The sequence below is a fragment of the Streptomyces sp. L7 genome, from assembly GCF_050990935.1.
Lineage (GTDB): Bacteria > Actinomycetota > Actinomycetes > Actinomycetales > Microbacteriaceae > Leifsonia.
Genome location: NZ_CP194644.1, coordinates 1,375,351 through 1,400,160 on the forward strand (window position 1 = coordinate 1,375,351; position 24,810 = coordinate 1,400,160).

The 24,810-nt window shown below is 72.5% G+C and carries 23 protein-coding genes and 1 pseudogene; 9 read left to right on the plus strand and 15 right to left on the minus strand.

The window, feature by feature from the left end:
• Nucleotides 1-20: 20 nt before the first annotated feature.
• Nucleotides 21-1,067: a phosphotransferase gene (locus ACR5MH_RS06965; protein ID WP_431346591.1), complete on the plus strand. Its 1,047-nt coding sequence runs from the start codon at nt 21-23 to the stop codon at nt 1,065-1,067.
• 21 nt (nt 1,068-1,088) lie between these two features.
• Here the strand turns inward: ACR5MH_RS06965 and ACR5MH_RS06970 are convergent, their stop codons facing one another.
• The 4 genes from ACR5MH_RS06970 to ACR5MH_RS06985 form a co-directional block, all read right to left on the minus strand.
• Nucleotides 1,089-3,020 carry a 3'-5' exonuclease gene (locus tag ACR5MH_RS06970; protein ID WP_433862443.1) on the minus strand — a complete coding sequence of 644 codons (1,932 nt, stop codon included), beginning with the start codon at nt 3,018-3,020 and terminating at the stop codon, nt 1,089-1,091.
• Complete coding sequence (locus tag ACR5MH_RS06975) at nt 2,972-4,435, minus strand: UvrD-helicase domain-containing protein (RefSeq protein ID WP_433862444.1); 1,464 nt, start codon at nt 4,433-4,435, stop codon at nt 2,972-2,974. Before ACR5MH_RS06975 ends, ACR5MH_RS06970 begins: the two co-directional genes overlap by 49 nt.
• A gap of 12 nt (nt 4,436-4,447) precedes the next feature.
• On the minus strand, nt 4,448-5,533 hold the full coding sequence (locus tag ACR5MH_RS06980) for a RecB family exonuclease (RefSeq protein WP_433862614.1): 1,086 nt from the start codon (nt 5,531-5,533) through the stop codon (nt 4,448-4,450).
• A 293-nt stretch (nt 5,534-5,826) separates the two neighbouring features.
• Nucleotides 5,827-7,590, minus strand: a complete 1,764-nt coding sequence (locus ACR5MH_RS06985; protein WP_433862445.1) for a UvrD-helicase domain-containing protein — start codon at nt 7,588-7,590, stop codon at nt 5,827-5,829.
• 107 nt (nt 7,591-7,697) lie between these two features.
• Here ACR5MH_RS06985 and ACR5MH_RS06990 point away from each other — a divergent pair, with 107 nt between their 5' ends.
• Both ACR5MH_RS06990 and ACR5MH_RS06995 read left to right on the plus strand, forming a co-directional pair.
• Nucleotides 7,698-7,922, plus strand: a complete 225-nt coding sequence (locus ACR5MH_RS06990; protein ID WP_431346593.1) for a DUF3107 domain-containing protein — start codon at nt 7,698-7,700, stop codon at nt 7,920-7,922.
• Nucleotides 7,923-7,932: 10 nt separating this feature from the next.
• Nucleotides 7,933-8,235, plus strand: a complete 303-nt coding sequence (locus tag ACR5MH_RS06995; protein ID WP_431346594.1) for a hypothetical protein — start codon at nt 7,933-7,935, stop codon at nt 8,233-8,235.
• Nucleotides 8,236-8,256: 21 nt separating this feature from the next.
• Here ACR5MH_RS06995 and ACR5MH_RS07000 read toward each other — a convergent pair whose 3' ends face one another.
• The gene (locus ACR5MH_RS07000) at nt 8,257-8,970 is read right to left on the minus strand and encodes a ferritin-like fold-containing protein (protein WP_431346595.1); all 714 of its coding nucleotides are present in this window, start codon (nt 8,968-8,970) and stop codon (nt 8,257-8,259) included.
• Between the two features lie 123 nt (nt 8,971-9,093).
• Between ACR5MH_RS07000 and ACR5MH_RS07005 the strand changes: the two genes are divergently transcribed.
• The gene (locus ACR5MH_RS07005) at nt 9,094-10,590 is read left to right on the plus strand and encodes a DEAD/DEAH box helicase (RefSeq protein ID WP_431346596.1); all 1,497 of its coding nucleotides are present in this window, start codon (nt 9,094-9,096) and stop codon (nt 10,588-10,590) included.
• Between the two features lie 92 nt (nt 10,591-10,682).
• On the opposite strand, the gene ACR5MH_RS07010 is transcribed toward ACR5MH_RS07005, so the two are convergent.
• Together ACR5MH_RS07010 and ACR5MH_RS07015 are read right to left on the minus strand one after the other, a co-directional pair.
• A complete protein-coding gene (locus ACR5MH_RS07010; RefSeq protein WP_431346597.1) occupies nt 10,683-11,837 on the minus strand; it encodes a hypothetical protein in 1,155 nt (384 codons plus the stop codon).
• Nucleotides 11,838-11,961: 124 nt separating this feature from the next.
• The gene (locus ACR5MH_RS07015; protein WP_433862446.1) at nt 11,962-12,786 is read right to left on the minus strand and encodes a PHP domain-containing protein; all 825 of its coding nucleotides are present in this window, start codon (nt 12,784-12,786) and stop codon (nt 11,962-11,964) included.
• Nucleotides 12,787-12,819: 33 nt separating this feature from the next.
• Between ACR5MH_RS07015 and ACR5MH_RS07020 the strand changes: the two genes are divergently transcribed.
• Complete coding sequence (locus ACR5MH_RS07020; protein ID WP_431346598.1) at nt 12,820-14,364, plus strand: aminopeptidase P family protein; 1,545 nt, start codon at nt 12,820-12,822, stop codon at nt 14,362-14,364.
• Nucleotides 14,365-14,422: 58 nt separating this feature from the next.
• On the opposite strand, the gene ACR5MH_RS07025 is transcribed toward ACR5MH_RS07020, so the two are convergent.
• Complete coding sequence (locus ACR5MH_RS07025; RefSeq protein WP_431346599.1) at nt 14,423-15,052, minus strand: general stress protein; 630 nt, start codon at nt 15,050-15,052, stop codon at nt 14,423-14,425.
• A 57-nt stretch (nt 15,053-15,109) separates the two neighbouring features.
• Here ACR5MH_RS07025 and ACR5MH_RS07030 point away from each other — a divergent pair, with 57 nt between their 5' ends.
• The 3 genes and pseudogenes from ACR5MH_RS07030 to ACR5MH_RS07040 form a co-directional block, all read left to right on the plus strand.
• Complete coding sequence (locus ACR5MH_RS07030) at nt 15,110-16,423, plus strand: magnesium transporter MgtE N-terminal domain-containing protein (protein ID WP_431346600.1); 1,314 nt, start codon at nt 15,110-15,112, stop codon at nt 16,421-16,423.
• The gene (locus ACR5MH_RS07035; RefSeq protein WP_431346601.1) at nt 16,410-16,934 is read left to right on the plus strand and encodes a DUF1003 domain-containing protein; all 525 of its coding nucleotides are present in this window, start codon (nt 16,410-16,412) and stop codon (nt 16,932-16,934) included. Before ACR5MH_RS07030 ends, ACR5MH_RS07035 begins: the two co-directional genes overlap by 14 nt.
• A pseudogene (locus ACR5MH_RS07040) lies at nt 16,927-18,084 on the plus strand (Mrp/NBP35 family ATP-binding protein); the annotation flags it as partial. The gene ACR5MH_RS07035 and the pseudogene ACR5MH_RS07040, both read left to right, overlap by 8 nt.
• 20 nt (nt 18,085-18,104) lie before the next feature.
• Here ACR5MH_RS07040 and ACR5MH_RS07045 read toward each other — a convergent pair.
• From ACR5MH_RS07045 to ACR5MH_RS07060, 4 genes are all read right to left on the minus strand, one after another.
• Nucleotides 18,105-19,574, minus strand: coding sequence for a pyridoxal phosphate-dependent decarboxylase family protein (locus ACR5MH_RS07045; protein ID WP_431346602.1), 1,470 nt, complete (start codon nt 19,572-19,574; stop codon nt 18,105-18,107).
• On the minus strand, nt 19,561-19,788 hold the full coding sequence (locus ACR5MH_RS07050; protein WP_433862447.1) for a hypothetical protein: 228 nt from the start codon (nt 19,786-19,788) through the stop codon (nt 19,561-19,563). Before ACR5MH_RS07050 ends, ACR5MH_RS07045 begins: the two co-directional genes overlap by 14 nt.
• Nucleotides 19,746-20,942 carry an MFS transporter gene (locus ACR5MH_RS07055; RefSeq protein ID WP_433862448.1) on the minus strand — a complete coding sequence of 399 codons (1,197 nt, stop codon included), beginning with the start codon at nt 20,940-20,942 and terminating at the stop codon, nt 19,746-19,748. The genes ACR5MH_RS07050 and ACR5MH_RS07055 overlap by 43 nt, the downstream gene beginning before the upstream one ends.
• A 106-nt stretch (nt 20,943-21,048) precedes the next feature.
• Complete coding sequence (locus ACR5MH_RS07060) at nt 21,049-21,405, minus strand: Sec-independent protein translocase TatB (protein ID WP_431346603.1); 357 nt, start codon at nt 21,403-21,405, stop codon at nt 21,049-21,051.
• Nucleotides 21,406-21,486: 81 nt separating this feature from the next.
• Between ACR5MH_RS07060 and ACR5MH_RS07065 the strand changes: the two genes are divergently transcribed.
• Entirely contained in the window at nt 21,487-22,119 is a 633-nt protein-coding gene (locus tag ACR5MH_RS07065) for an O-methyltransferase (protein ID WP_431346604.1), read from the plus strand.
• A gap of 92 nt (nt 22,120-22,211) precedes the next feature.
• Here ACR5MH_RS07065 and ACR5MH_RS07070 read toward each other — a convergent pair whose 3' ends face one another.
• The 3 genes from ACR5MH_RS07070 to dapE all read right to left on the minus strand — a co-directional run bounded on the left by ACR5MH_RS07070 (nt 22,212) and on the right by dapE (nt 24,808).
• Nucleotides 22,212-22,385 (minus strand): DUF3117 domain-containing protein, encoded by a 174-nt coding sequence (locus ACR5MH_RS07070; RefSeq protein WP_021764147.1) that lies wholly within the window; start codon nt 22,383-22,385, stop codon nt 22,212-22,214.
• A gap of 115 nt (nt 22,386-22,500) precedes the next feature.
• A complete protein-coding gene (locus ACR5MH_RS07075) occupies nt 22,501-23,748 on the minus strand; it encodes a hypothetical protein (protein ID WP_431346605.1) in 1,248 nt (415 codons plus the stop codon).
• Nucleotides 23,717-24,808: a succinyl-diaminopimelate desuccinylase gene (dapE, locus tag ACR5MH_RS07080; RefSeq protein ID WP_433862615.1), complete on the minus strand. Its 1,092-nt coding sequence runs from the start codon at nt 24,806-24,808 to the stop codon at nt 23,717-23,719. The genes ACR5MH_RS07075 and dapE overlap by 32 nt, the downstream gene beginning before the upstream one ends.
• Nucleotides 24,809-24,810 lie beyond the last annotated feature (2 nt).

Below are 24,810 nucleotides of genomic sequence, written 5' to 3' on the forward strand. Positions count from 1 at the left end.
TGTCCATTTAGCCTAGGTGCATGGCCAGATCCCCTCTCACTCTAGCCGCGCTGGCCAGCTCGGCCGTGCCCGACCTGACGATCACCGCGACCCGCGCGCACACCGCGGACGGCGCGGGCGAGTTCGACGCCGCCGTGCTCACGGCGGCCGACGGGAGCGCCCGCATCGTGCGCGTCCCGCTCACCCAGGCGGCGGAGACCGAGCAGAGCTCCGACCTGGTCGCGCTGCGGGCCCTCACGACCGGCATCCGCAGCCGCCTCCCCTTCGACGTGCCGACCTATCTCGGCCAGGCGCCGGTCGGTGGTACGCGCGCCATCGTCTACGACTTCCTGCCCGGCGACCACGTCGCTGTGGAGGACGTGCCTCCCGGCGACGGTCTCGCCGGGTCGATCGGCCACGCCATCGCGGCGATCCACACTCTGCCGACCAGCTTCGTCGGGGAGGCCGGCCTCCCGGTGCTCTCCGCGGGCGAATGCCTCTCCTCGACCGCGGCGCTGATCGAGTCCGCCGCCGCGACCGGAAAGCTTCCCGCCGCACTGCGCGAGCGCTGGCGCGACGCCGTCGCCGACCACTCGGTATGGCAGTTCCAGCCCACGGTGATCAACGGTGCGCTGACCGCCGACTCGTTCCTGGTCGAGGGCGAGTCCGTCACGGGCGTGCTCGGCTGGTCGGCGCTGCGCGTCGGCGACCCGGCCCGCGACCTGCACTGGCTGCTCGCCATGAACCCGGACGCTACAGACGGTGCTCTCCTCGCCTACGCCTCCGCCCGCCAGGTCGCCACCGACCGGCAGTTCACCCAGCGCGCGATGCTCTACGCCGAGCTGGAGGTCGCCCGGTGGCTGCTGCACGGCCGCGAGCTGCGCGACCAGGGCATCGTGGATGACGCCGTGCAGATGCTCGACGGCCTGGTCGACCGTGTGCACAGCAACACGGTCACCCCGCTCTCGACGGCCACCGGCCCGATCATGGCGGTGGACGACGTCGAGGCCATGCTCGACCGCACGCCCGGCGACCGCGCGTCGGGCCGGCCGGGCGGCATGCGCCCGGTCGACGACCAGGCCGGCTGAGCCCCGTCGGCTCCTCCGGAGTCACGGACGATTTCGAGGGTCGCGGGACCGGCCGGAGTCACGCGCCGCGGACTCCCGCCCACAGCTCGACCAGCTCGGCCTCGGAGTACAACCGCTCGGGCCGGACGACCCGGTCGTCGGCCACGAAATAGAACACGGCGTCGATCCGGGCCGGGTCGATGCCGGCGTGCTTCGCGTACGCCAGCCGGTACAGCGCGAGTTGGAGCTGCTTGCGCTCCAGATCGGCGGCGTCCCGGGGGCCTTGCCGGTCTTCCAGTCCACGATCTGCACGTCGTGGCGGCCGTCGTCGACCGGGTAGACCGCATCGAGCTTGGAGACCACGACCTGGCCGGCGAGCGTGACGTGGATCTCCAGCTCGACCTCGGCGGGCGCCCGGTCGGCCCACTCGCTCGCGGCGAACGTCGCCTGCAGCTCGGCCAGCTCCTCCGCACCCAGGATCTCGCCCGCGGGATCATCCTGTTCGGCCACGGTCGCGTCGAGCTCGTCGGTGGCGCCACCCGCGACGCCGTACCGCTCCTCCACCCAGCGGTGGAACAGCGTCCCCAGCCGGGTCTGCCGGTACGGTCGCTCCGGCATCGGGCGGCGCAGCTGCTCGGCGACACCGGCAGGGTCGCTCACGAAGTCCTTGAACCGGGAGGCCGGGATACGGGCCGGCAGCTCCACCAGCCCGTCCTCCGCCTCGCGCCGGGCGCGCTCGGCGAGCAGGAGGTCGACATCGAGCGCGTACACGCCGCCGTCGCCCGGACCACGCTCGCGGGCGGTCTGCACCGCGGCGGCGGCGGCCTCCACCCGCGTCCGGCGCACGCCGAGCGGGTCGAGGGGCCAGAGCACCGTGCGCGACTCCGGCGCCAGCGGGTTCTCGTCCGGCTCGTCGCAGGGCGGGAAGGCGTCCTCCGGCAGCAGCCCGGCCTGCTGCAGCTCCAGCAGGTAGGCGCCGGGCGACCGGGGACGGGACTGCGTCGACCAGTAGGAGCCGGTCAGCAGCAGGCTGCGCCGCGCGCGCGTGACGGCGACGTAGATCAGCCGACGCTGCTCCTCCAGGTGCCGGGCGACGTTCGCGGCCTCGAACGCGGACATCGCCTCGTCCACCTGCTTCTGGTCCTCGGCGTTGCGCCACGGCAGCACCGGAAGCTCGGCCGAGTCGCCGCGGAACTCGTTGGGGAGCTGACCGAACGCCAGCCAGCCGCGCTTGCTCTGCGGCGGCCCGGGGAGCTCGCCCTCGACCATGCGCGGCACGGCGACGACGTCCCACTCCAGGCCCTTCGCGCCGTGGATGGTCAGGATCTGCACCGTACCGGGCTCCGGGTCCTCACTCCGCGGCGCCAGGTTGTCGCGCTGCTCGGCCTCCGCCAGCCAGGCCAGGAACGACCCGAGCGTCGCCCGGTCGTCGCTGGCCAGGTAGGAGGCCACCTGCTCGGCGAACGCGTCGAGGGAGGCCTGGCCGAGCTGGGCGGACTCGTTGGCGGCGACCTCGATGTCGAGCCGCAGCTCCTGCTGCACGAGGGTCACGAGGTCGAGGAGGTCGAGGCCGGCACGCGAGCGCAGCCGGTCGAGCTGGCTGCCGGCCGCGCGCAGCCGCTCCAGGCCGACCGCGCTGAAACCGGCGAGCTGGCCGTGATCGACCGGAGCCTCCACGACGAAGTCGAGAGCGTCGACCAGCGAGGCCGACTCCTCCGCCACCACCGAGCTGCGCAACCGGTCGTGCACGCCCGGGTCGAGCGTCTGGAAGCGGTGGTCGCGCGCGGCGAGCCAGCTCGCCACCCGGCGCAGCGCCGCGATGTCGCGCGGGCCCACCCGCCAGCGCGCCCCGGTCAGCAACCGGATCAGCTCGGAGCCCGCAGTCGGGTCGTGCATGACCCGCAACGCGCTGACCAGGTCGGCGATCACGGGCTGCTCCAGGAGGCCGCCGAGCCCGAGGACATGGAAGGGCACCCCCGGGCGGCGAGGGCGCCCGTGAACGCGTCGATCTTCTTGATCGACCGGCAGAGCAGCGCGGCCGAGGGCGGCATGCCCTGCGCATCCCGCTGGGCCAGCCGGACGCGCAGCCATTCGGCGATCGTCGCCGCCTCGTCCTCGACGGTCTGCCCGAAGGCGTGGTCGAGCTCGCCTCCGATCGCGCCGGGCCGCGGCTGCAACTGCTCGACGTGCACGGGCGAGTCGGCCGACAGCGGGGCGACGAGGGTGTTGGCGGCATCCAGCACGGTCGTCGGGTTGCGCCAGCTCGTGCTGAGCGCGAAGGCGGCCGCGCCGTCCTTCCGGCCGGTGAAGTCGAGGGCGAACCGACCGAGGTTGGCGGCACTCGCGCCGCGCCAGCCGTAGATCGACTGGTGCGGGTCGCCGACCGCCATCACGGCCTGACCGAAGAACAGCGAGGACAGCAGCCGGGTCTGCACGACCGAGGTGTCCTGGTACTCGTCCAGCAGCACCACGCGGTAACGGCGGCGGTAGTCGGCGACGACCTCCGGCAGCCGTTCGCAGACCGCCAGCGCGAGCGCGACCTGATCGGAGTACTCCACGAACCCGCGCCGTCTCTTCTCGTCCGCGAACCGCTCCGCGAGGTCGAGCAGCGGCGGCAGCGAGCCGACCGACGCCACGGCGGTGCGGACCGACGCGTAGGCGTCCTTGACCCGCCCGCTGCCGGTCGGCAAGTCGAGCAGCCGGCCGAAGCCCTCGACCATGCGGTGCACGTCGCGGGCATCGGCCACGTTCTCGCTGAGCGCGCGGCTGAGGTCGAGGACCGCGGTGGTGACCGCGTCCACGCTCTTGTCGAGCTCCACCAGCCGCTCGTCGTCGCAGCCCACCACGACGCGGCGCGCGAGCTGCCACGCCGACGCCTCGCTCAGGATCGCGGACTCCGGCTCGCGGCCGATCAGCAGGGCGTTCTCGCGGAAGATCGCATTGGCGAAGGCGTTGTACGTCGCGACCTCGGGCGCATCGAACGGGTCGAAGACCACGTCGGTGAGCCCGGAGTCCGCAAGCTGCTCGATGCGCCGCCGGATCCGCTCGGCGAGCTCGCCGGCCGCCTTGCGGGTGAAGGTCAGGCCCAGGACCTCGGGTACCCGCACCAGGCCGTTGGCGAGCAGCCAGACCACCCGGTTGGCCATCGTCTCGGTCTTGCCGCTGCCCGCTCCGGCGACCACGATCGCGGGAGCCAGCGGCGCCTCGATGACGGCCTGCTGCTGCGGCGTGGGCCGCGGGAGCCCGAGGGCGTCGGCGATCTCGGCCGCGCTCAGGCGCCGGGCCGGGCGCTGCGGCTCGGAAGCTGCCGTCTCGGCGGCGAAGGCCAGCTCGACCAGGTCGAGACCGGGCTGGTCGTCGGCCAGTTCCAGCAGTCCGTCGTCGTTCATCGTGCTCCCCGCTCATGCGCTGACCGCCGGCACGAGATGGATGCGGTACCCGTAGGCCGCGTGCGGGTCCCGGTCGCCGAGGTCGATCACCCCGGCGAACGTCGCCGCCGCCATGCCCTCGGCCGCCCGCGCCACGCGCTCCTCCAGCCGCGCGAGCGACTCCGCGTCGACGCGCTCCTGGACGACCTCGCGGTACGCCTTGCCGCGCACGCCCTTGGCGACGAAGAGCAGCTTCGCCCCGCCCGGCGGCAGCTCCGCCGCCTCCACTGCGCCGTGCTCCAGCGCGAGCTGGTACACGCCGAGCTGGGCGTGCGACGCCGTCTCCGCGGCGGTCGGCACCGTGCGCCCGGTCTTCAGGTCGACGATCACGACGGTGCCGTCCGGGGTCTCCTCGACGCGGTCGATCTTGCCGCTGATGCGCGCCCGGCCGAGCTCGAGCTGGAACTCGCCCTCCGAGCCGAGCAGGCGCCCGCCCGCGCGGCCGAAGTCGCGCAGGTACTCCGACACCCCCGCCACGAGGCCACGCGTCCGGCGGCGCTCGCGCTCCTCGATCCAGGGCGACTCGAACTGGAGCTGGGCCCAGCGCCGCTCGATGCCCGACCAGAGCAGGTCGACGCTCGTCTCGTCCGTCGCGGCGGCCTCCTCCATGACGGCGTGCACCACGGTGCCGATGCCGGCCGCCAGCCCGCTCGGGGAGGCGGCCATCTCGTCCACGAACCAGGCCAGCGGCGATTTCTCGAACGTCCCCAGCCGAGACGGCGAGACCTTCACCCTCGCCTCCGGGTCCTCCAGGTCGGTGAGCGGATCGGTGGTCGACGGCTCGGCGAGGCCGTACCAGTCGGCGGGGTCGGCGCCCTCCACCCCCGCCTCGGCCAGCCGGGCCAGTGCGTCGGCGGCGTCGGGAGAGCCGGTGGTCACCAGCCGACGCCGCAGCCGTCCGACCATGCCGCGCAGCGAGAGCGGGTGGATGCCGGGATCGTCGTCCTCGACCGCGAGCCCGGCCGCGAGGCGCAGGAACGGCGAGGGCTGCTCGTCGTCGTTCGCGGTGGCGGTGAGCAGCACCTGGCGGCGGGCACGCGAGACGGCGAGGGCGAACATCCGCAGCTCGTCGCTGAGGACCGCCGCCCGCTGGTCCGCGGTGTCCTGACCGTCGGTTCCGGCGTCGGCGTCGGCATTCGCGCGGCGCCCGGCGAGCGCGTCGTCCAGCTCCTGCGGGTGCAGCAGCGAGCCGCGCAGCCGCAGGTTGGGCCACACGCTCTCCTGGAGGCCGGCGACGGCCACGACGTCGAACTCGCGACCGACCGTGGCGCTCGGCGTGCACACCAGCACCGCGTCGCCGGTCGTGCGAGCCGCGAGGGTGTCCTCCGGCACTTCGGCGCCGAGCAGCTCGATCACGAAGTCGGAGGCCGGACGCTCGGGCGAGCGCTCGACGAAGCGCCGTGCCGCTGTGAACAGGGCCACGACGCCGTCGAGATGACGGTCGGCCTCGTCGGCGACGATCCCGGAGCGCTCGGACTGCTCCAACCAGCGCTTCGCCAGTCCGCTGCGCTCCCAGGCGTGCCAGAGCAGCTCCTCGATGGTGGCCCCTGCCGCCGCCTTCTCCCGGCCGCCGCGCAGGGTCTCGGCCAGGCGGGCCGCCCGGCGGGCGGGCGAGGAGTCGATCGTGGCGAGGTTCGCGGGCGTCGCCAGCGCCTCCACCAGGAGGTCGTCGCCCGGGCGGTTGCCGTCGCCGGCCAGCTCCTCCTGGCGCAGCGCGAGCCGCAGCCGGCGCAGGCTGATGGCGTCGAGACCGCCGAACGGCCCGAGCAGCAGCTCGGTGGCGACGACGGGGTCAGCTCGATCGCGCCGAGGGCGACGCCCGCAATGGTGATGAGCTGCCGTGCGGCGTAGTCGTCGCGCAGCGGCCGGCCCGCGATGCTGGTGGTCGTCGGGACCTCCGCGACGGCCAGCGAACGGGCGAGGCCCGGGATGTGCGCGCCGGAGCGCACGACGACCGCCATGCGGTTCCACGGCACGCCGTCGATGAGCCGCCGCTCGCGCAGCAGCCGGGCCAGCCGCGCCGCCTCGGCCGGAGCCGACGACGCCTTCACGACGACGACGGCCGGGCCGGTGTCCTCCGGCTGCACCTGTCCGGCACCGGCGACCCGGTGCACGCCGGCGGCCGCCGCGCCGATCCGCTCGGTGACCCGCGAGGTCAGCTCGCGGAGCGCGGGAGTCTGGCGATGCGCGGTGCTGAGGACGATGCGCGTCACGGGCACGCCCAGTCGCGCGCCGAGCTGCCCGAGCGCCGCCACCTCCGCGCCGCGGAACGTGGTGGACGCGACGTCGGGGTCACCGAACGCGATGACAGCGATGCCCCGCGCGGCAACGGCGCGAAGGAGGGCGATGGTGGCGACGGTGGCCTCCTGGAGGTCGTCGACGAACAGCGCCCGGAGGCCGTCGAGCGAGCTGCCCTCCGCCACGACCGGCACGGCGGACGCGATCAGCTCGGCGGCGTCGACGTAGCCGCCGCGGAAGCTGTCGAGCACGTTCTGGTACTCCGCGATGAACCGTCCGGCGGCGCGCCACTCGTCGCGCCCGGTGATCGCCCCGAGCTCCGCCAGCCGCGACGGCGACACGCCGCGCTCGGCGCACCGGCCGATGAGCTCGCGCAGCTCGGTGCGGAACCCGCGCAGGATGCGCACCTCCGGGCCGAGCGAGGGCGGCCAGACCGGCCCGGAGCCGTCCTCCAGGTGGCCGGCCAGCAGCTCGGCGATGATCTGGTCCTGCTCGCCGCCGGTCAGCAGCCGGGGCGGCTCCCCGCCGTTGCGCTTGGCTTGCTCGCCGGAGAGCTGGAAGGCGAGGGAGGTCGCCGTGCGGGCCAGCGGCCCCGGCGTCGGCACGCCGAGCCGCAGCGAGATCCGGTCGCGGAGAGCTGTCGCCGCGGCGCGCGAGGCGCTCAGCGCGAGGACCTCGGAGGCGGCGTACCCGCGCTCGTGCACGCGTTCGGCGATGGCCTCCACCAGCGCGGTCGTCTTGCCCGTGCCCGGCGCGCCCAGCACCGCGGCCGAGGCGCCGTCGGGCAGCGCGAGCACGGCGCGCTGAGCCTCGTCGAGCGCCGCGGCGAGGTCGCCGGCCGCGTCGTCGACGCGCGGACGGAAACCTCGGGTGGACATGCATTCACGGTAACGGCGTCCGCCGACAGAGAACGCGATCCGGGCCCGCGAGCCGCGTGCCGTAGTCTGAACTCGCAACCGCCGGTCTGATTCGAAAGGCACATCCCGTGGAGATCCGCATCGGAATCGTCAACGCCCCCCGCGAGCTCAGCTTCGAGTCGACCCAGTCGGCCGAGGAGCTCACCGAGCAGATCCAGGCCGGCCTCACCAGCGGCACCGGCATCCTCAAGCTCGCGGACGACAAGGGCCGCGTCTACATCGTCCCGACCGCGGGCATCGCCTACGTCGAGCTCGGCACCGAGGAGTCGCGCCGCATCGGCTTCGTCGGCTAGATTCCCCACCGTGGAACTGCTCTTCGTCGCGCTCGCCGGCGCCATCCTGGGCCTCGGCGCACGGTACCTCCTGCCCAACCGTCACACGCACGGCTCCGTGCTCATGCCGGCGCTCGGCGTGAGCGTCGCCTGCATCCTGTGGGTCGCCCTCAGCTGGGCCGGCCTGAAGTGGAACGGCGGCTGGATCTGGTGGACGACACTGATCGGCACCGGCGTCGTCGTGATCGTGGCCGACCTGGTCATCGGCCGCCTGCGCACGGCCCACGACGAGAAGCTGCTGCACACCCTCACTCGCGGCGCCGTCGCGCGCTGACACACCCGTCGGGCGCTCAGGTCAGGCGGTGAGCCCCAGGGCGTCCATCCGGCGCGTGTGCGCGGCGATCAGCTCGGTGAAGATCGGCTCGATCCGCTCCTCGTCCGCCGCGCGGTTCCCCGACAGGTGGAGGGCGGAGCGCGCCACCAGCAGCGTGTCGCCGACCAGGCGCCGCCCCCACATCGCCAGGCGCGAGCCGAGCTGCGGGTCGGCGGCGATCTCGCCGCGCAGGACCTGCAGCATGGCGTCCTGACCGGAGTCCGAGCCGAGAAGCTGCTGGATGCGCGGGCCGACGTCGCCGGGCAGGCCGCCCGCGAGCCGGATGAAGAAATCGTCCAGCAGGCCGCCCGTCATCAGCGCGGCCAGCAGCGTCTCGCGCCAGTCGGAGCCCACCAGCAGCGCACGGAAGCCCTCGATCTCCACGGCGAACGGACGCATGACCTCCGCCGGCTCGTGGCCGCGCCTGCGGATCTCCGCCACGATGCCCTGATGCTTGGACAGCGCCAGCCCCGCGGCGCCGGAGACGACCTCCTTGGCCGCGAGAGTGTCGGTGTCCGCGGCCACCCGCGAGAGCGTCTGGAACTGCTCGAGCTGCAGGTACGCCGCCTGCCCGAGGTAGGGCAGCAGCTCCGGCATCACCTCGTGCAGATCGACGCGGACCGTCGCCTGAGGCGCGCGCGGGCGGAGGCGGGGCAGCTCGACCGCGGGTCGGCGTCTGGTGAACCACGTTGACACGTACAGCAGTGTAACGGGGAGGTCCAGTAGGCTGGTGGTGCCGTCGGCGCAGGATCGACGGCCCTGCGCCTGCGACGAGAACAGGGCGTGGAACTCACTATTCGAACCGACAGGCACCCTTACGTGACTTTCTCTGAACTCAACATCGACCAGGACATGGTGGACGCCCTCGCCTCCAAAGGCATCATCGAGCCGTTCCCCATCCAGTCCCAGACCATCCCGCTCGCCCTCGCCGGCCAGGACATCATCGGCCAGGCCAAGACGGGCACCGGCAAGACCTTCGGCTTCGGCCTGCCGATCATCCAGCGCCTCGGGCTCGACCCGGAGCCGGGCGTCCAGGCCCTCGTCGTGGTCCCGACCCGCGAGCTCGCCGTCCAGGTCTTCGAAGACCTGGAGCAGGCCGCCTCCAACCGCCCCACCGCGGTCACCGCGATCTACGGCGGCAAGGCCTACGAGGGCCAGATCGCCCAGCTCAAGGCCGGAGCGCAGATCGTCGTCGGTACGCCGGGCCGCCTGCTCGACCTCGCCGGACAGCGCCTCCTGAACCTCTCGCACGTCAAGGAGATGGTCCTGGACGAGGCCGACAAGATGCTCGACCTCGGCTTCCTCTCCGACATCGAGAAGCTGTTCGCGCAGACCCCGGCGACGCGTCACACGATGCTGTTCTCGGCGACGATGCCCGGCCCGATCGTCGCGCTGGCGCGCCGGTTCATGACCCGGCCGATCCACATCCGCGCGAGCGACCCCGACGAGGGCCAGATCCAGGCGAACATCAAGCACCTCATCTACCGCGCGCACTCGCTCGACAAGGACGAGGTGGTCGCCCGCATCCTCCAGGCCGAGGGCCGCGGCAAGACCGTGATCTTCACCCGCACCAAGCGTGCGGCGGCCAAGCTGGTCGAGGAGCTCGGCGACCGCGGCTTCAACACCGCGGCCGTCCACGGCGATCTCAACCAGGAGCAGCGCGAGCGCGCGATGGCGGCCTTCAAGGCCGGCAAGAAGGACGTGCTGATCGCCACCGACGTCGCCGCGCGCGGCATCGACGTGGACGACGTCACGCACGTCATCAACCACACCATCCCGGACGACGAGAAGACCTACCTGCACCGCGCCGGCCGCACCGGCCGCGCGGGCAAGACCGGTATCGCCGTCACCTTCGTGGACTGGGAGGACCTGCATAAGTGGGCCCTGATCAACCGCGCCCTGGAGTTCGGCCAGCCCGAGCCGACCGAGACCTACTCGTCGTCGCCGCACCTCTACAGCGACCTCGACATCCCCGAGGGTGCGAAGGGCCGGCTCAAATCGACCCCGGCCGTGAAGGCTCCGGAGACGCAGGACGGCGCGCGACGCGACTCGACCGGCCCCGGCACGCAGGGCGACGGCCACTCGCGCAACCGCCGCCGCCGCACCCGCTCGGGCGGGTCCGAGCAGAGCGGCCAGAGCACGGCGGGCCACGCCTCAGGCTCGGCCGACGCCGCTCCGGCCACGGGCGGCGAGGAGAAGTCCCCCGCTGCCGGCACGCACGACGGCGGCGGCTCGCAGCACCGCGACGGCAACAGCGCCCCGCGCCGGCGGCGCCGCCGTTCGCGCGGCAGCTCCCCCGCCACGCCCGCGAGCTGAGCAGACGCGCGACTCCACCAGAGGGGTCGCAACACGCCGTTTGACACACGTCATAACGGCGTGTTGCGACCCCTCTGCGGTGTCCTGGGAGCTCAGTACCAGTTCGGTGTGTGGCTCATCTCGAAATTCCAGGCCGCGCACGGCGAGCCGTAGGCGCGGTTGATGTAGTCGAGGCCCCAATTGACCTGGGTGTTCTGGTTGGTCATCCAGTCGGGTCCGGCCGACGACATCTTGCTGGCCGGCCACGCCTGCGGGATGCCGTACGCGCCGCTCGACGTGTTGTACGCGTCAGCGCGCCAGCCCGACTCGTGATTCCACAGCGAGATCAGGCAGCCCATCTGGTCCTGGCCCCAGCCGAACGCGCTGAGCCGGCTCGACGCGTACGCCTGCGCCGCAGCCGGGTCGACGTTCATCCCGGGCGGGGGCGCGAAGCCGTTCGCGCTTCCGCCGCTGTTCGCCGCCTGCTGGGCAGCCGCGGCGGCCGCGGCCTGCTGCGCGGCCTCGGCGGCGGCGACGCCCGCAGCGTACTGCTGCTCGACCGTTGCCGCGGTGTTCTTGAGCGCCGCGAGCTGCGCGTACAGCGTGGTCGCATGCTGCTTCTGTTCGGCGAGCTGCGCATCCGCGGCCGCCTTGGCCGCGGTCGCCACCTGCAGCGCCTTCTGCGCGTCCTTGTCGAGCTGGTCCCGGATCTTCTGCGCCGCATTCGCCTGCGCGCTCAGCGCCGCGGCGGTGTTCTTCTGCGCGGCGGCCTGGGCGAACAGGCTGGAGGCCTGATCGGCGAGCTTGGAGACCGCGCCGAGCTGGTACAGCAGCGACGGCTGCGTGCCGGCGGTCGCCGCGGCCGTCCCTCCGGTCGCGCCCGCGCCGCCGAGGAACAACCGGATCGACACGTCCGACGTCCCCGACCGGGTGAGCTGGGCCGCGAACTTGCCGCTCTCCGCCCGCAGTTCGTCCGCTCGCGCCGCGGCCGCCTGAGCCTGCTGGCCGATGTCCTGCGCCTTGGCCGTGGCCGCCGTGAGGGCGGCCTCCGCCTGGCCGTACTCGCCGAGGCGCTTCACCGCCAGGTCGCCCGCCGCGTTGGCCGCGGTCTGCAACGACGCGAGCAGGCCGTTGATGCGGTCGACCTCCACCTGGGCCGTCGCGGCATTGGCCTTGGCCGCCTGCACGTCGTTCCAGGAGGGGTAGGTGTCCGCGCTCGCGGGAGCCGCACCTCCTGCAACCGTGAGGGCGCCGATGAGTGCCGCCACTGCGACAGAAGACGTCCAGAACCGTCGAGACACCCATACCTCGCTTCCCGATCCCCGCGGACCAGGCTAACGGGTGGTCGGGCTCATCCGTAGAAAGGAGCCGCGCCTGTCGCTTCTTCGATCATCAGTTCCACCACGGCCGGATCGGTGGTGTTCTCGCCGAGCCGGTTGGGCTTGCCTGCCCCGTGGTAGTCGCTGGAGCCGGTGATCTGGAGGCCGTACTTGGCGGCGTACCCGCGCAGCAACGCCACACCCTCCGGCCGGTTCTCGCGGTGGTCGAGCTCCAGCCCGAACAGCCCGGCGCGGACGAGCCGGCGCAGCCGGTCCTCGGGGATGACGCCGCGGCTGCTGGTCGCCGGGTGCGCCAGCACGGGAATTCCCCGGCTCCCCGGATGAGCCGGATGCCGGTCATCGGGTCGGGTGCGTAGTGCGGCTGGAAGTAGCCGCTGCGCCAGTGCAGGATGCCGGCGAACGCGGCGCTGCGGTCGGCCGCCAGCCCGCGGGCGACGAGCGCGTCGGCGATGTGCGGCCGCCCGACCGTCGCGCCCTCCGTCGCCTGGTCCAGCACGTCGGCCCAGGTGATGTCGTAGTCCTCGGCGATGCGGCGCACCATGTCCTCCGCGCGCCGCATGCGGCCCTCGCGGATGCGGCGCGTCTCGGCGACGAGCGCCTCGTCGGCCGGATCGAACAGGTAACCGAGCATGTGCACGCTGGCGAACTCCACCCTCGTGGACAGTTCCATGCCCGGGATGACCGTGACGCCTGCCTCCGCTGCCGCTGCGGCCGCCGAGGCCCATCCGGAGGTCGAGTCGTGGTCGGTGAGGGCGACCGTCCCGATCCCGGCGGCCGCGGCGGCGCGCACCAGTTCGGCGGGGGTCTCCGTGCCGTCCGACACACTGGAGTGCGCGTGGAGGTCGACGGGACCGCTGAACCGTCGCTCATCAGCCATGCCCACCATCCTAGGAGTGGAAGAATGGTCGGCATGTCGTCCGAGAACACCACCGCGCCTGCCCCCGCCGACCGCGAGGCGGCGCCACGCGCCACGGCCAACCGCTCCACCACCCCCGGATCGGAGAACTTCCGGGAGTACATCGGCAGCAACTGGGCCGAGCGTCCGGAGATCCTCCCGGGCTCCCGCCCGCAGGCGTCCTACGCCGCCGCCCGACGGGCCAGGGTCTCCGAACTCTTCCCCGGGCAGCGGCTGATCATCCCGGCCGGGCGTCTCAAGCAGCGCTCCAACGACACCGACTACCCGTTCCGCGCGCACTCCGCGTTCACGCACCTGACCGGCTGGGGCTCCGACGCCGAGCCCGGCAGCGTCCTCGTGCTGGAGCCGCACGACGGCGGCCACGTCGCCACGCTGTACTTCCGCGAGCGTGCCGGCCGCGACTCGGACGAGTTCTACGCCAACCCGGAGATCGGCGAGTTCTGGATCGGCGCGCGCCCGTCGCTCGCACAGGTCGCCAGCGACCTCGACCTCCCCACCCGGGGCATCGCCGACGTGGAGGCCGTGCTCGACTCGGTCGACGCGTCCACGCTGGTGCTGCGCGAGGCCGACCCGGAGCTGACCGACCGGGTCGACGCCGCCCGCCTGGTGCTCGCCGCCGAGGCCGGTGCGGAGGTCGGCGACGCCGCGTTCGATCCGGAGGACCACGGCGACGACGACCGTCTGACCCGCGACCTCTCCGAGTTGCGCCTGGTCAAGGACGTCTACGAGCTCTCCGAGCTGCGCAGCGCGATCGCCGCCACCGCGGCGGGCTTCGACGACGTGGTCGCCGATCTCTCCCGGATCGTCGCCCACCCGCGCGGCGAGCGGATCGTGGAGGGCGTCTTCAACGCCCGTGCCCGCCTGGACGGCAACGCCGTCGGCTACGACACGATCGCCGCGAGCGGCCCGCACGCCTGCATCCTGCACTGGACGCGCAACGACGGCCCGGTGGTCCCCGGCGACCTGATCCTGATCGACGCCGGCGTGGAGGTCGACAGCCTCTACACCGCCGACATCACACGCGCCTTCCCGATCGACGGCACGTTCACCGAGACCCAGCGCCTGGTCTACGAGGCGGTGCGGGAGGCTGCGGACGCCGCCTTCGCGATCGTGCGCCCCGGCATCCGCTTCCGCGAGATCCACGCGGCCGCGATGGCCGTCATCGCGCGACGCACCGCCGAGTGGGGGCTGCTGCCGGTGACCGCGGAGGAGGCGCTGCAGGCGGACAACCAGCAGCACCGCCGCTACATGGTGCACGGCACCAGCCATCACCTCGGGCTCGACGTGCACGACTGCGCGCAGGCCCGCCGCGACCTCTATCTCGACGGCGTGCTGGAGCCCGGCATGACCTTCACGATCGAGCCGGGCCTGTACTTCCAGCCGGACGACCTCACGGTGCCGGAGCGGTTCCGCGGTATCGGCGTGCGCATCGAGGACAACATCCTCGTGACGGCGGACGGCGCCGAGAACCTTTCGATCGCCCTCCCGCGCACCGCCGACGACGTGGAGGCCTGGGTCCGCCGCCTCAGCGCGCGCTGAGCGCTCCACCTTCGCCGAAGGGCACGTCAACGCCCCGAGAACTGTGTTTCAGGCGCGTTCACGTGCCCTTCGATCGGTCAGGCGGGAGGGGCCGGCGGCCGCTGGTCATCCGCGGGCGGCTGCTGCGGCTGCTGCGGCTGCGCGGGCGGGGGTCGGACGGGTGCGCCGGTGGGGCCCAGCCGCCGGGCGCCGCCTGCACGTCCGGGACGCCGCCGAGCAGGTTGCGAGCGCGGTTGACCAGGTCGGAGTCCACCAGCACGGAGTAGCTGGTCGCGATGACCTGCATCACCGACGTGTAGTCGCGGCGGCGGCGGTTGATCGCGTACGAGACGATGCCGAACAGCATGCCGAACCCGGCGCCGAGGAGCACGGCCGCGATGACGAACGCGTAGCTGACCGTCGGCGAGAAGATGAGCAGCAGCAGCCCGAAGAAGATGCCGAGCCAGGCTCCCGAGGCCGCCCCGGCGAGCGCGACGCGCCCCCAGGTGAGCTTGCCGGTCACGCGCTCCACGCTTTTGAGGTCGCTGCCGACGATGGAGACCTTGTCGACGGGGAAGTCTGCGCGGGCCAGCACGTCGACCGCTTGCTGAGCATCCACGTACGTCTCGTAGGCGGCCACGACCTCTCCCCGGGGCATGGTCGGGAAGAGCATCCGGTTGCGTCCGCCGAGCGGGCTGGGGTTGGTCATCCCGCCATTGTCCCATCCTCACCGTGCGCCCGGCTGGTAGGGCTTAAGTTATAAGACGTGAGCACCCGTATCTTCGTCGCCCGCTTGGCCGGCACCAGCGTGTTCGACCCGGTCGGCGACCGGGTCGGCAAGGTCCGCGACGTCCTGGTGGTGTACCGCAAAGACGATCCGCCCAGTGTGGTCGGCCTCATCGTGGAGATCCCCGGCAAGCGGCGCGTGTTCCTGTCCATCGGACGGGTGACCAGCATCTCCAGCGGACAGATCATCACCAACGGTCTCATCAATGTGCGCCGGTTCGAGCAGCGCGGCGGGGAGGTCCGGGTCATCGCCGAGCTCCTCGGCCGCAAGGTCGTCTTCACCGACGGCACGGGCGAGGCGACCATCGAGGACGTCGCCATCCAGGAGTCCCCCACCGGCGAGTGGGCGGTGAGCCAGCTCTTCGTACGCCGGCCGAAGTCGGGCGCGTCGCCGTTCGGCAAGGGACAGACCACGTTCGCCGCCTGGAACGAGGTGCGCGAGAAGCAGGCCCGTGGCGAGGCGCAGTCCGCCGAGCAGCTCATCGCCGCGTACTCGGAGCTGAAGCCCGCGGACCTGGCGAACACGCTCCTCGACCTCCCGCAGCAGCGCATGCTCGAGGTGGCGGAGGAGCTCCCCGACGACCGGCTCGCCGACGTGCTGGAGGAGATGCCGGAGAGCGAGCAGGTGCAGATCCTCGCGCAGCTCGACGACGACCGCGCCGCCGACGTGCTCGACCAGATGCAGCCCGACGACGCCGCCGACCTCATCGCCCAGCTCTCCGACGAGCGCGGCGAGCACCTCCTGGAGCTCATGGAGCCCGAGGAGGCCGACGACGTGCGCATGCTGCTGAGCTACGCGCCGGACACCGCGGGCGGCCTGATGACGACCGAGCCGATCATCGTCTCGGCCGACGCCACGGTCGCCGAGGGCCTCGCGCTCATCCGCCGCCACGAGCTCGCCCCGGCGCTCGGCGCGGCCGTCTGCGTGACGCTGCCGCCGTACGAGGCGCCGACCGGGCGCTTCCTCGGTATCGTGCACTTCCAGCGGATGCTGCGGTACCCGCCGCACGTGCGCCTCGGCACCCTGCTCGACCCGAGCCTGGAGCCGGTGACCGCCGATACCTCCGCCGCCGAGGTGTCCCGCATCCTCGCCAGTTACAACCTCGTCTCGGTTCCCGTGGTGGACGAGAAGCACCGACTCGTCGGGGTGGTGACCATCGACGACATCCTCGACTACCTGCTCCCCGACGACTGGCGAAGTCAAGACGAGGACGAGCCCGTGAAGGCCCCGTCCGACGAGACCGGCAGTATCCGCATCGTGAACGGAAGGAGGGGCGGACATGGCACGAGTTAGGCAGGACGCGAGCCTGGACGCCCCGAAGGGCCTCCGCACGTCGGTGATCCCCCGCCGCAACCCTTTCGAGCAGAACGACCGGTTCGGCCGGTTCACCGAGTGGATCGCGCGGGCGATGGGCACGCCGTGGTTCATTCTCGGGCTGACGGTCTTCGTCGTGGCCTGGATGCTGTGGAACACGCTCCTGCCGAACGCCTGGCGGTTCGACTCGGCGGCGCTCGGATTCATCGCGCTGACGCTCGTGCTGTCACTGCAGGCGTCGTACGCCGCCCCGCTCATCCTGCTCGCGCAGAACCGGCAGGACGACCGCGACCGTGTGCAGATCGAGCAGGACCGGCAGCGCGCCGAGCGCAACCTCGCCGACACCGAATACCTGGCGCGCGAGGTCGTCGCCCTGCGCCTGGCGGTCAGGGACATGGCGACGAAGGACTTCATCCGCGCCGAGCTGCGGGCCCTCCTGGAGGACCTGGAGAAGGGCGACCCGGCCGAGAACGGACGCGCGCGTGCCTGAGGCCGGTCCTTCCGGTCCGGGCGCCGCCGAGCTGGTCGAGCGCGCCCTCTCCGGCGTCCTCGACCCCGAGATCCGCAAGCCCGTCACCGAGCTGGACATGATCGGCGGCGTGGAGGTCTCCCCCGACGGTCACGCGACGGTGCGCGTGAAGCTGACCATCGTGGGCTGCCCCGCCGCCGACAAGATCGAACGCGACGTGCGGGCGGCCGCGGCCTCCGTCCCGGGCGTCAGCGGCGTGACGGTCGACGTCTCGGTGATGACGCCCGCCGAGCGCGCGGCGCTCACCGAGAAGCTGCGCGGCGGCCGCGCGGCACGCGTGCAGCAGTTCGGCCCCGACTCGCTGACGCGTGTCTACGCCGTGACCAGCGGCAAGGGCGGCGTCGGCAAGTCCACCGTCACCGCCAACCTCGCCGTGGCGCTCGCCGAGCGCGGCCTCCGGGTCGGCCTGGTGGACGCGGACGTGCACGGCTTCTCCATCCCCGGGCTGCTCGGCCTGACCGACGCGGACGGCGTCGCGGTGCGGCCGACGCGCGTGGACGACATGATCCTGCCGCCGGTCGCGTACGGCGTGAAGGTCATCTCGATCGGGATGTTCGTGGACTCCTCGTCGGCGGCCGTGGCCTGGCGCGGGCCGATGCTGCACCGGACCATCCAGCAGTTCCTCGGCGACGTGTTCTTCGGCGACCTGGACGTGCTGCTCCTCGACCTCCCGCCCGGCACCGGCGATGTCGCGATCTCGGTCGGCCAGCTCCTGCCGCAGGCGGAGGTGCTGGTGATCACCACGCCGCAGCCGGCGGCGGCCGATGTCGCCGAGCGCAGCGGTGTCGTGGCGCGCCAGACCGGCCAGCGCATCGTCGGAGTGATCGAGAACATGGCCGGGCTCGTGCAGCCGGACGGCACCGTGCTGGAGCTGTTCGGCTCCGGCGGCGGCGCCGAGGTCGCACGGCGGCTGTCGGCGGGGCAGGACGTTCCGGTGCCGCTGCTCGCCAGCGTCCCGCTCAGCGTGCCCTTGCGCACCGGAGGCGACACCGGCGCGCCGATCGTGGTCACCGATCCGCAGGACCCGGCCGCCGCCGCGATCCGCGCCGTCGCCGCCGGCCTCGCCACCCGTCCCCGCGACCTCCCGCGCCGCAGACTCCCCTCTCGACCCGCTGACACCCCGAAAGTGGGTCAGGCGGGCTCGACGAGGCGGGCCAGGAGCTCGATGAGGAGGCGCTCGGTGACGGGGCGCGGCAGCGCCTCGATCAGAGCCAGCAGCGGGGCCTGCTCGTCCGGGAGGCCCGGGGCGTCCCCCGCGATCCCCACGGCGCGCAGCAGCGCGGCGGCGGTGTCCGAGTCGAGCGGCCGGTCGCCGAGCGGCGGCAGGGCGGACAGCGCTGCGGCGGGGTCCGCCGCCGGGATACCCCGAACGTCGTCCGCGGAGGCCCGCAGCGCCGCCTCCAGCTCGTCCAGGCGGTCCCGGGTGACCGGAGTGATGGTCAGGTGCGTCGTGTGCGGCAGGCGCGTCCCATCCGGCTGCGTGAGCCCCGGCTGGAGCTGAAGGTGCCAGCCGCGCCTGCGCGCGCGGTCGGCCCAGTGGTGCGGGTCGACCCTGCGCTCCTCCGGCACGGCGTCGTCGGCCGCGACCGCGAGCAGGGGCCCGGTCGGCTCCCCCACGACCCGCAGCCCGTCGATGTCGCCGACGATGTCCGCAAGTGTGCGCGTCGCCCGCAGGCACGCCTCCGCCAGCGACGCGAAACCGCGTGCGCCGAGCGCCTGGATGATCGCCCACGACGCCGCCAACGCGCCGGCGGACTTGGAGCCGAGCAACGTCGGGTTCACCACCGGGTAGCCCGGCCATCCCGTCGTCGCGAAGAACTGGAGCCGCTGCCGGTCGCGACCGCGCTGCAGCAGCACGCTCGAACCCTTCGGCGCGTAACCGAACTTGTGGAGGTCCGCGGACAGGCTCGTGACGCCGGTCACGCGGAAGTCCCACGCCGGCAGCGCCGCCCCGTCCGGCTCGCGCCAGAACGGCAGGATCCAGCCGCCGATGCAGGCGTCCACATGGAGGTCGACCCCGGCCTCGTCGCAGGCCGCCGCGACCTCCTCGACCGGGTCGAGCGAGCCGTACGGATACGACGGCGCCGAGACGACGGCGAGCGCGACGTCCGGGCCCAGCCGCTCGATCAGCCGCGCTGCGTCCAGGCGTCCGGTCTCCGGCTCGACCGGCACGAGGTCCAGCTCGAGCCCGAAGTACTCCGCCGCTTTGTGGAACGCCGCGTGCACGGTCACCGGCGCGACGATGCGCGGCACGCCGGAGCAGAGGCGCGCCCGCCACGCCTCGCGCGCGGTCTTCACGGCCAGGAGGCACGACTCGGTGCCGCCGGAGGTCACCGAGCCGACCACGTCGTCGCCGCCGTGCAGCAGCTCACGTGCGAAGCCGAGCACCTCGCGCTCCATCACCGCCACCGAGGTGAACGTGGTCGGGTCCAGTCCGTTCACCGGCTGCACTATCCGCACCGCAGCGGCGGCCAACTCGTCGAGCTCCGCGATCCCCGAGTCGTACACGTAGCTCAGCACGTGACCACCGTGCGTCGGCGCGTCCGCGGCCCGCAGTCCGGCGAGCCTGCTGAGGATCGCGTCCCGGTCAAACGAGATCATCGACGTCTCCCTTCCGCAACCGGTACCGCCCGAGCGGCGCGAGGCTCGCTGCGACGATCGCCGCGGGGATGACACTGAAGCTCAGCACGATCCCGACCACGGCCGCCGCGGGCTGCGTCGCGCCCTCACCCGCCGCCGCGGCGTCCGACGCCGAGCGGGCGATGTACCCGGTCAGCGCGAGCACGATGGTGAGCACGGTCGCCCCGAGCGCCATGCCTGTGGTCTCCCCGCTGTCCACATCCCGCCGAACGTCCCCGCGCGGCCGGGGCCGTTGCGGCGGCCGTCGTGCGAGATGACGTCGGGCAGCATCGCCATCGGCAGCGACTGCATTCCCGCATAGGCCGCGCCCGCGACCGCGACGGGGAGGTACACCCAGGCGCCGGGGAACCAGACCAGCAGCACCATCGACAGCGCCGCAGCACCGAACAGGACGCTCGCCGCCTGGAAGCCGCGCTCTTTGCCGATCCGCCGCGCCACGACGCCCCACAGCGGCGTCACGACCAGCGCGGGACCGATCAGCGCGATGAACAGGAACGTCACGGCGTCCTCCGAGTGCAGCACCCAGGTGGCCACGTAGTTGGCGCCGGCGAGCATCATCCCGGTGGCCAGGCCCTGCAGCAGGAAGGTGAGCAGGAGGGCGCGGAACGGCTGGCTGTCGCGCAGGGCGCCGATCCCGGCAGCGTAGTTCGTGCGCAGCGTCGTCAGCACGCCCTCCCGCGGCGGCAGGACCTCCGCGGGGAGCTGCCGCGGCGCGACGAAGGCCGAGACGAGCATCCCGCCGCCGATCACGAGGCCCGCCACGAGCGCCATCAGGAAGTAGCCCGCGAAGTCGTTCCCGCCGCCGATCGACCGCAGCGCGGGGCCGCCCGCTCGGAACAGGAGGATCGCGAAGGTCAGCACCACGACACGCCAGGTGAGCAACCGGGTGCGCTCGTCGTAGCCGGAGGCGAGCTCGGCGGGGAGGGCGATGTACGGGACCTGGAACAGGCTGAACGCCGTCGCCGTCAGCAGGAACGCCACGAACACCCACACGGCCGCGGGGACGGCGGCGGTGCCGGCCGGGACGGCGAAGGTCAGCAGGAAGAACGCCGGCAGCGCCACCGCGCCGACCAGCATCATCGGCCGGCGCGAGCCGCGCGCCGCCAGCAGCCGGTCGCTGCGGGCGCCGATCACAGGATCGATGATCACGTCCCACACCTTGGCGACCGTGACGACGAGTCCGGCGGCGATGGCGGCGACGCCCAAGCTGTCGGTGAGGTAGTAGACCAGGACCAGCCCCGGCAGCGTCGCGAAGCCGCCGGTGCCGAGCGAGCCGACGGCGTAACGGGCGACAGTCGCCCGGGTCAGCGACTGCTGCGTTGCGATCATTCCCGCATCGTATGGGATACAGGGTCGTATCGGGGCGCAGGGCGTCGGCGACGCGCGCGGGATTCTGTACGGTCGCTCAGGCGGATTGCGCTCAGCCCGACTGCGCTCAGGTCGACTCGGCGTCGAACGGCGGCACCGTCCCCGGCGGGAGGCTCGCCCGCTGCGTCAACGCCGACGGGGTCACCGGCTTGATCGCGGACGGCGCGGGCGCATCGTCCAGCAACGCCTCGCGGATGATGCGGCGCGGGTCGTACTGACGCGGGTCGAGCTTCTTCCAGTCGACGTCGTCGAACTCCGGCCCCATCTCCTCCTTCATGCGGTCCTTGGCGCCGTCGGCGAAGTCGCGCGCCGCGCGCACGAACTGCCGGAGCTTGCCCGCGTAGAGCGGAAGCCGTTCCGGCCCGATGAGGAACGCGGCGATCACAGCTACGATGAGGAGCTTCTCGAAGGTCAGGCCGAACACACATGAAGAGTATCGCGCGCGGCTGCACGAATGCTGGATCGGCTGGGCCTATTCTGGACCGAGGCCACCGACGGGAGACACGTGTCTGACAAGGACTCGAACTGGAGATTCGCCGACGACGTCATCGTCGAGAGCGAGGTGATCGCCCGAGCCCGGCAGCAATCCCTGGAGCTCGGCGTCGACCCGATCGCCCCCAGCACGGGCGCGCAGGCGGCGGTCGTGGTCGCCGCGACCAAGGCGGAGAACATCGTCGAGATCGGCACGGGCGTCGGCGTGTCGGGGCTCTGGCTGCTGCACGGCGGCCCCGAGGCCCAGCTCACCAGCATCGACGTCGAGGTGGACCACCAGCAGCACGCGCGCACCTTCTTCACCGAGGCGGGCGTCGCCTCCAACCGCGTGCGGCTCATCACCGGGCACGCCCTCGACGTGCTCCCCCGGATGAACGAGAACTCCTACGACATCGTCTTCGTCGACGCCGACCCGCAGTCGGTGATCGAGTACGTGGAGCACGGCCTCCGGCTGGTGCGTCCGGGCGGGACCGTACTGGTCGCCCGGGCGCTCTGGCGCGGCCGCGTCGCCGACCCCGCGGCGCGCGACCCGCTGTCGACCGGCTTCCGCACGCTCATCACCGAGACGGCGGCCTCCGGCGCGGTGATCAGCGCGCTCTCGCCTGCCGGCGACGGCCTGCTGCAGATCACCAAGCTGACGCCCTAGCACCATCCGGGAACGAGACGTCCCCGAGACGAGGAAGGGGCCCCGATCGCTCGGGGCCCCTTCTCGGGTATCTCGTTCAGTCGGGTACGTCGTCAGGACGCGCTCACAACGCTCGCGAGAGCGTCGTGAAGCTCCTTGGCCTCCGCATCGTTGACGGAGACGACCAGACGTCCCCCACCTTCGAGCGGTACCCGCACGATGATGAGCCGTCCCTCCTTCACAGCCTCCATCGGCCCGTCCCCGGTCCTCGGCTTCATGGCCGCCATGCAGCTCCCCTTTCGTGGATGTCGTGTCCATTATCCGTCATCCTCGGCTGACGGGGAAATCGCCGGTCTACCCCACGCGCAATGGGCCGCAGGCGACACGCCGTCGCGGCGCGGGTCACGGCGGCGACCAGTCGGCCCCGTCCACACCCCAGCAGATCGCGATCCAGCCGACCTGGAGCGCCACGAACAGCACGACCATCCCCACGCGGTACGCCCGGCCTCGCGGCATCGCGACCACGCCCAGCAGCGGAAACAGCGGCATCAGGAGCCGGAACGTGCTCGACTGCGGGAAGAACACCGCGAACAGGTAGAGCGAGTAGGCCGCGACCCAGAACCGGAGGTCGACGCCGAGTCGGCGCACCGCGGGCGCGAACAGCAGCACCGCGTAGACGGCGACGAGCAGCAGGAGTGCGATGACGCCGATCCAGCCGGGCACGCCGAGCATGACGCTCGCCCACCAGTTCGCGCCCTGGAACCACGGCGTGAACGGCACGAGGTGGGTGTAGCCGATGTACGGCGCGCGCCAGGCGAGCTCGGTGTCGGTGTAGGCGGTCCACGATCCGGTGGCGACCGCGGCGATCGCCGGCCAGGCGATACCTGCCACGGCGCTGAAGACGGCGAGCGATGCGCTCAGCACGCGCTCCCGCACGGGGAAGGGCTCGTCGCGTCTGCGCACCCAGCGGTGGACGACATGGAGGCCGACCGCCAGCGCGAAGGCCAGTCCGCTCGGGCGCGTGAACGCCATCGCGAGCACCACCGGGAACAGCCAGCCGTACCTCCGCTCGACCAGGAGCAGCAGCGCGGAGGCCAGGAGCAGCAGGTACAGCGACTCCGCGTAGGCGAGCTGGAACAGCGGCGACACCGGAGAGAAGCAGAACAGCACGACCGCGAACAGGCTCGTGGAGGCTCCGAGCCCGACGCGCAGCATCAGCCGGTAGAACACCAGCGCGGCGCCGGCGGCGCATGCCGCCGACACGAGCACCGCAGCCGGCGCCCACGGCAGCCGGGTCAGGAACATCACCGCGTCGACGACGCCCGGGTAGCCGGGCAGGAACGCCCACGCGTTCTCGGTCACATGGAGGCCGTCCGTCGACGGCAGCGACGCCGGGTAGCCGCTGACCGCGACGATGTTGTACCAGAGGCCGTCCCAGATCGTCGCGAAGGAGAAGTAATCCGGGTGCGGCCCCGTCCACGGGTTCTTGCCCTGGTTCGCGGCGAAGATGAGCAGGATGACCGTGGTGACGACCCGGCCGGCGAGGAAGACGCCGAGGACCCGCACCCACCACCGCGACCACCAGGGACCGCGCAGCGTCAGCGCAGGCGCGTCGGCCTCAGCGGGCGCCGGGACCGCTGAGCCAGGCACGGAGACCCGCCTCCACCGCGACGATCTGCTCCACGTCGACGCGCTCGTCGTCGGCGTGCGCCTTCAGGGGGTCGCCGGGACCGTAGTTGACCGCGGGGATGCCGAGCGCGCTGAATCGGGCGACGTCGGTCCAGCCGTACTTGGGCTTGGCGACGCCGCCGACCGCGGCGACGAACTCCTGCGCGAGCGGGGCGTCCAGGCCCGGGCGGGCGCCGTCGGCCCGGTCCACCACCGTGATCTCGTAGCCGTCGAACAGCTCGTGCATGTACGCGATGGCCTCCTCCGAGCTGCGCGAAGGGGCGAACCGATAGTTGACGTGCACCATCGCCTCGTCGGGGATGATGTTGCCCGCGACACCGCCGGAGACGCCGACCGCGTTCAGGCCCTCGCGGTACACGAGCCCGTCGACCTCCACCTCGCGGGCCGTGTAGCCGGCCAGCAGGTCGAGCACGGGCGCGATCTTGTGGATGGCGTTCTCGCCTACCCAGCCGCGGGCCGAGTGCGCGCGCAGACCGTAGGCCCGCACCTCGACGCGGAGGTTGCCGTTGCAGCCGCCCTCCACCACGCCGTTGCTCGGCTCGCCGAGGATCGCGAAGTCGCCGACGAACAAGTCGGGACGGTTGCGCGCGAGGCGGCCGAGGCCGTTCAGCTCGGCGTTGACCTCCTCGTGGTCGTACCACATCCACGTCACGTCGATCGCGGGATCGGTGAGCTCGGCGGCGAGCTTGAGCTGCACGGCGACGCCGGCCTTCATGTCGACCGTTCCACGGCCCCAGAGGTAGCGCACACCGCCGTCCTCCTCGAACCGGGTGGGGAGGTTGTCGTTCAGCGGCACGGTGTCGATGTGGCCCGCGATCAGCGCGCGGCGGTCGCGGCCGAGGTTCGTGCGGGCGACGACGGTGTCGCCGTCGCGGATGATCTCGAGGTGCGGCAGCGGCGAGAGGGTCTCGACGATCGCGTCCGCGAGCGTCTTCTCATTGCCGGACACCGACTCGATGTCGCAGATCTGCCGGGTGAGGTCGATGGACGTGGCGCTGAGGTCGAGAGGCACGCTACTAATCT

Coding starts and splice junctions, on each gene's coding strand:
- ACR5MH_RS06965 (WP_431346591.1), top strand. CDS start 21: ATGGCCAGATCCCCTCTCACTCTAGCCGCGCTGGCCAGCTCGGCCGTG.
- ACR5MH_RS06975 (WP_433862444.1), bottom strand. CDS start 4,435: ATGAACGACGACGGACTGCTGGAACTGGCCGACGACCAGCCCGGTCTC.
- ACR5MH_RS06980 (WP_433862614.1), bottom strand. CDS start 5,533: ATGTTCGCCCTCGCCGTCTCGCGTGCCCGCCGCCAGGTGCTGCTCACC.
- ACR5MH_RS06985 (WP_433862445.1), bottom strand. CDS start 7,590: ATGTCCACCCGAGGTTTCCGTCCGCGCGTCGACGACGCGGCCGGCGAC.
- ACR5MH_RS07015 (WP_433862446.1), bottom strand. CDS start 12,786: ATGGCTGATGAGCGACGGTTCAGCGGTCCCGTCGACCTCCACGCGCAC.
- ACR5MH_RS07020 (WP_431346598.1), top strand. CDS start 12,820: ATGTCGTCCGAGAACACCACCGCGCCTGCCCCCGCCGACCGCGAGGCG.
- ACR5MH_RS07025 (WP_431346599.1), bottom strand. CDS start 15,052: ATGACCAACCCCAGCCCGCTCGGCGGACGCAACCGGATGCTCTTCCCG.
- ACR5MH_RS07035 (WP_431346601.1), top strand. CDS start 16,410: ATGGCACGAGTTAGGCAGGACGCGAGCCTGGACGCCCCGAAGGGCCTC.
- ACR5MH_RS07045 (WP_431346602.1), bottom strand. CDS start 19,574: ATGATCTCGTTTGACCGGGACGCGATCCTCAGCAGGCTCGCCGGACTG.
- ACR5MH_RS07050 (WP_433862447.1), bottom strand. CDS start 19,788: ATGGCGCTCGGGGCGACCGTGCTCACCATCGTGCTCGCGCTGACCGGG.
- ACR5MH_RS07055 (WP_433862448.1), bottom strand. CDS start 20,942: ATGATCGCAACGCAGCAGTCGCTGACCCGGGCGACTGTCGCCCGTTAC.
- ACR5MH_RS07070 (WP_021764147.1), bottom strand. CDS start 22,385: ATGGCGGCCATGAAGCCGAGGACCGGGGACGGGCCGATGGAGGCTGTG.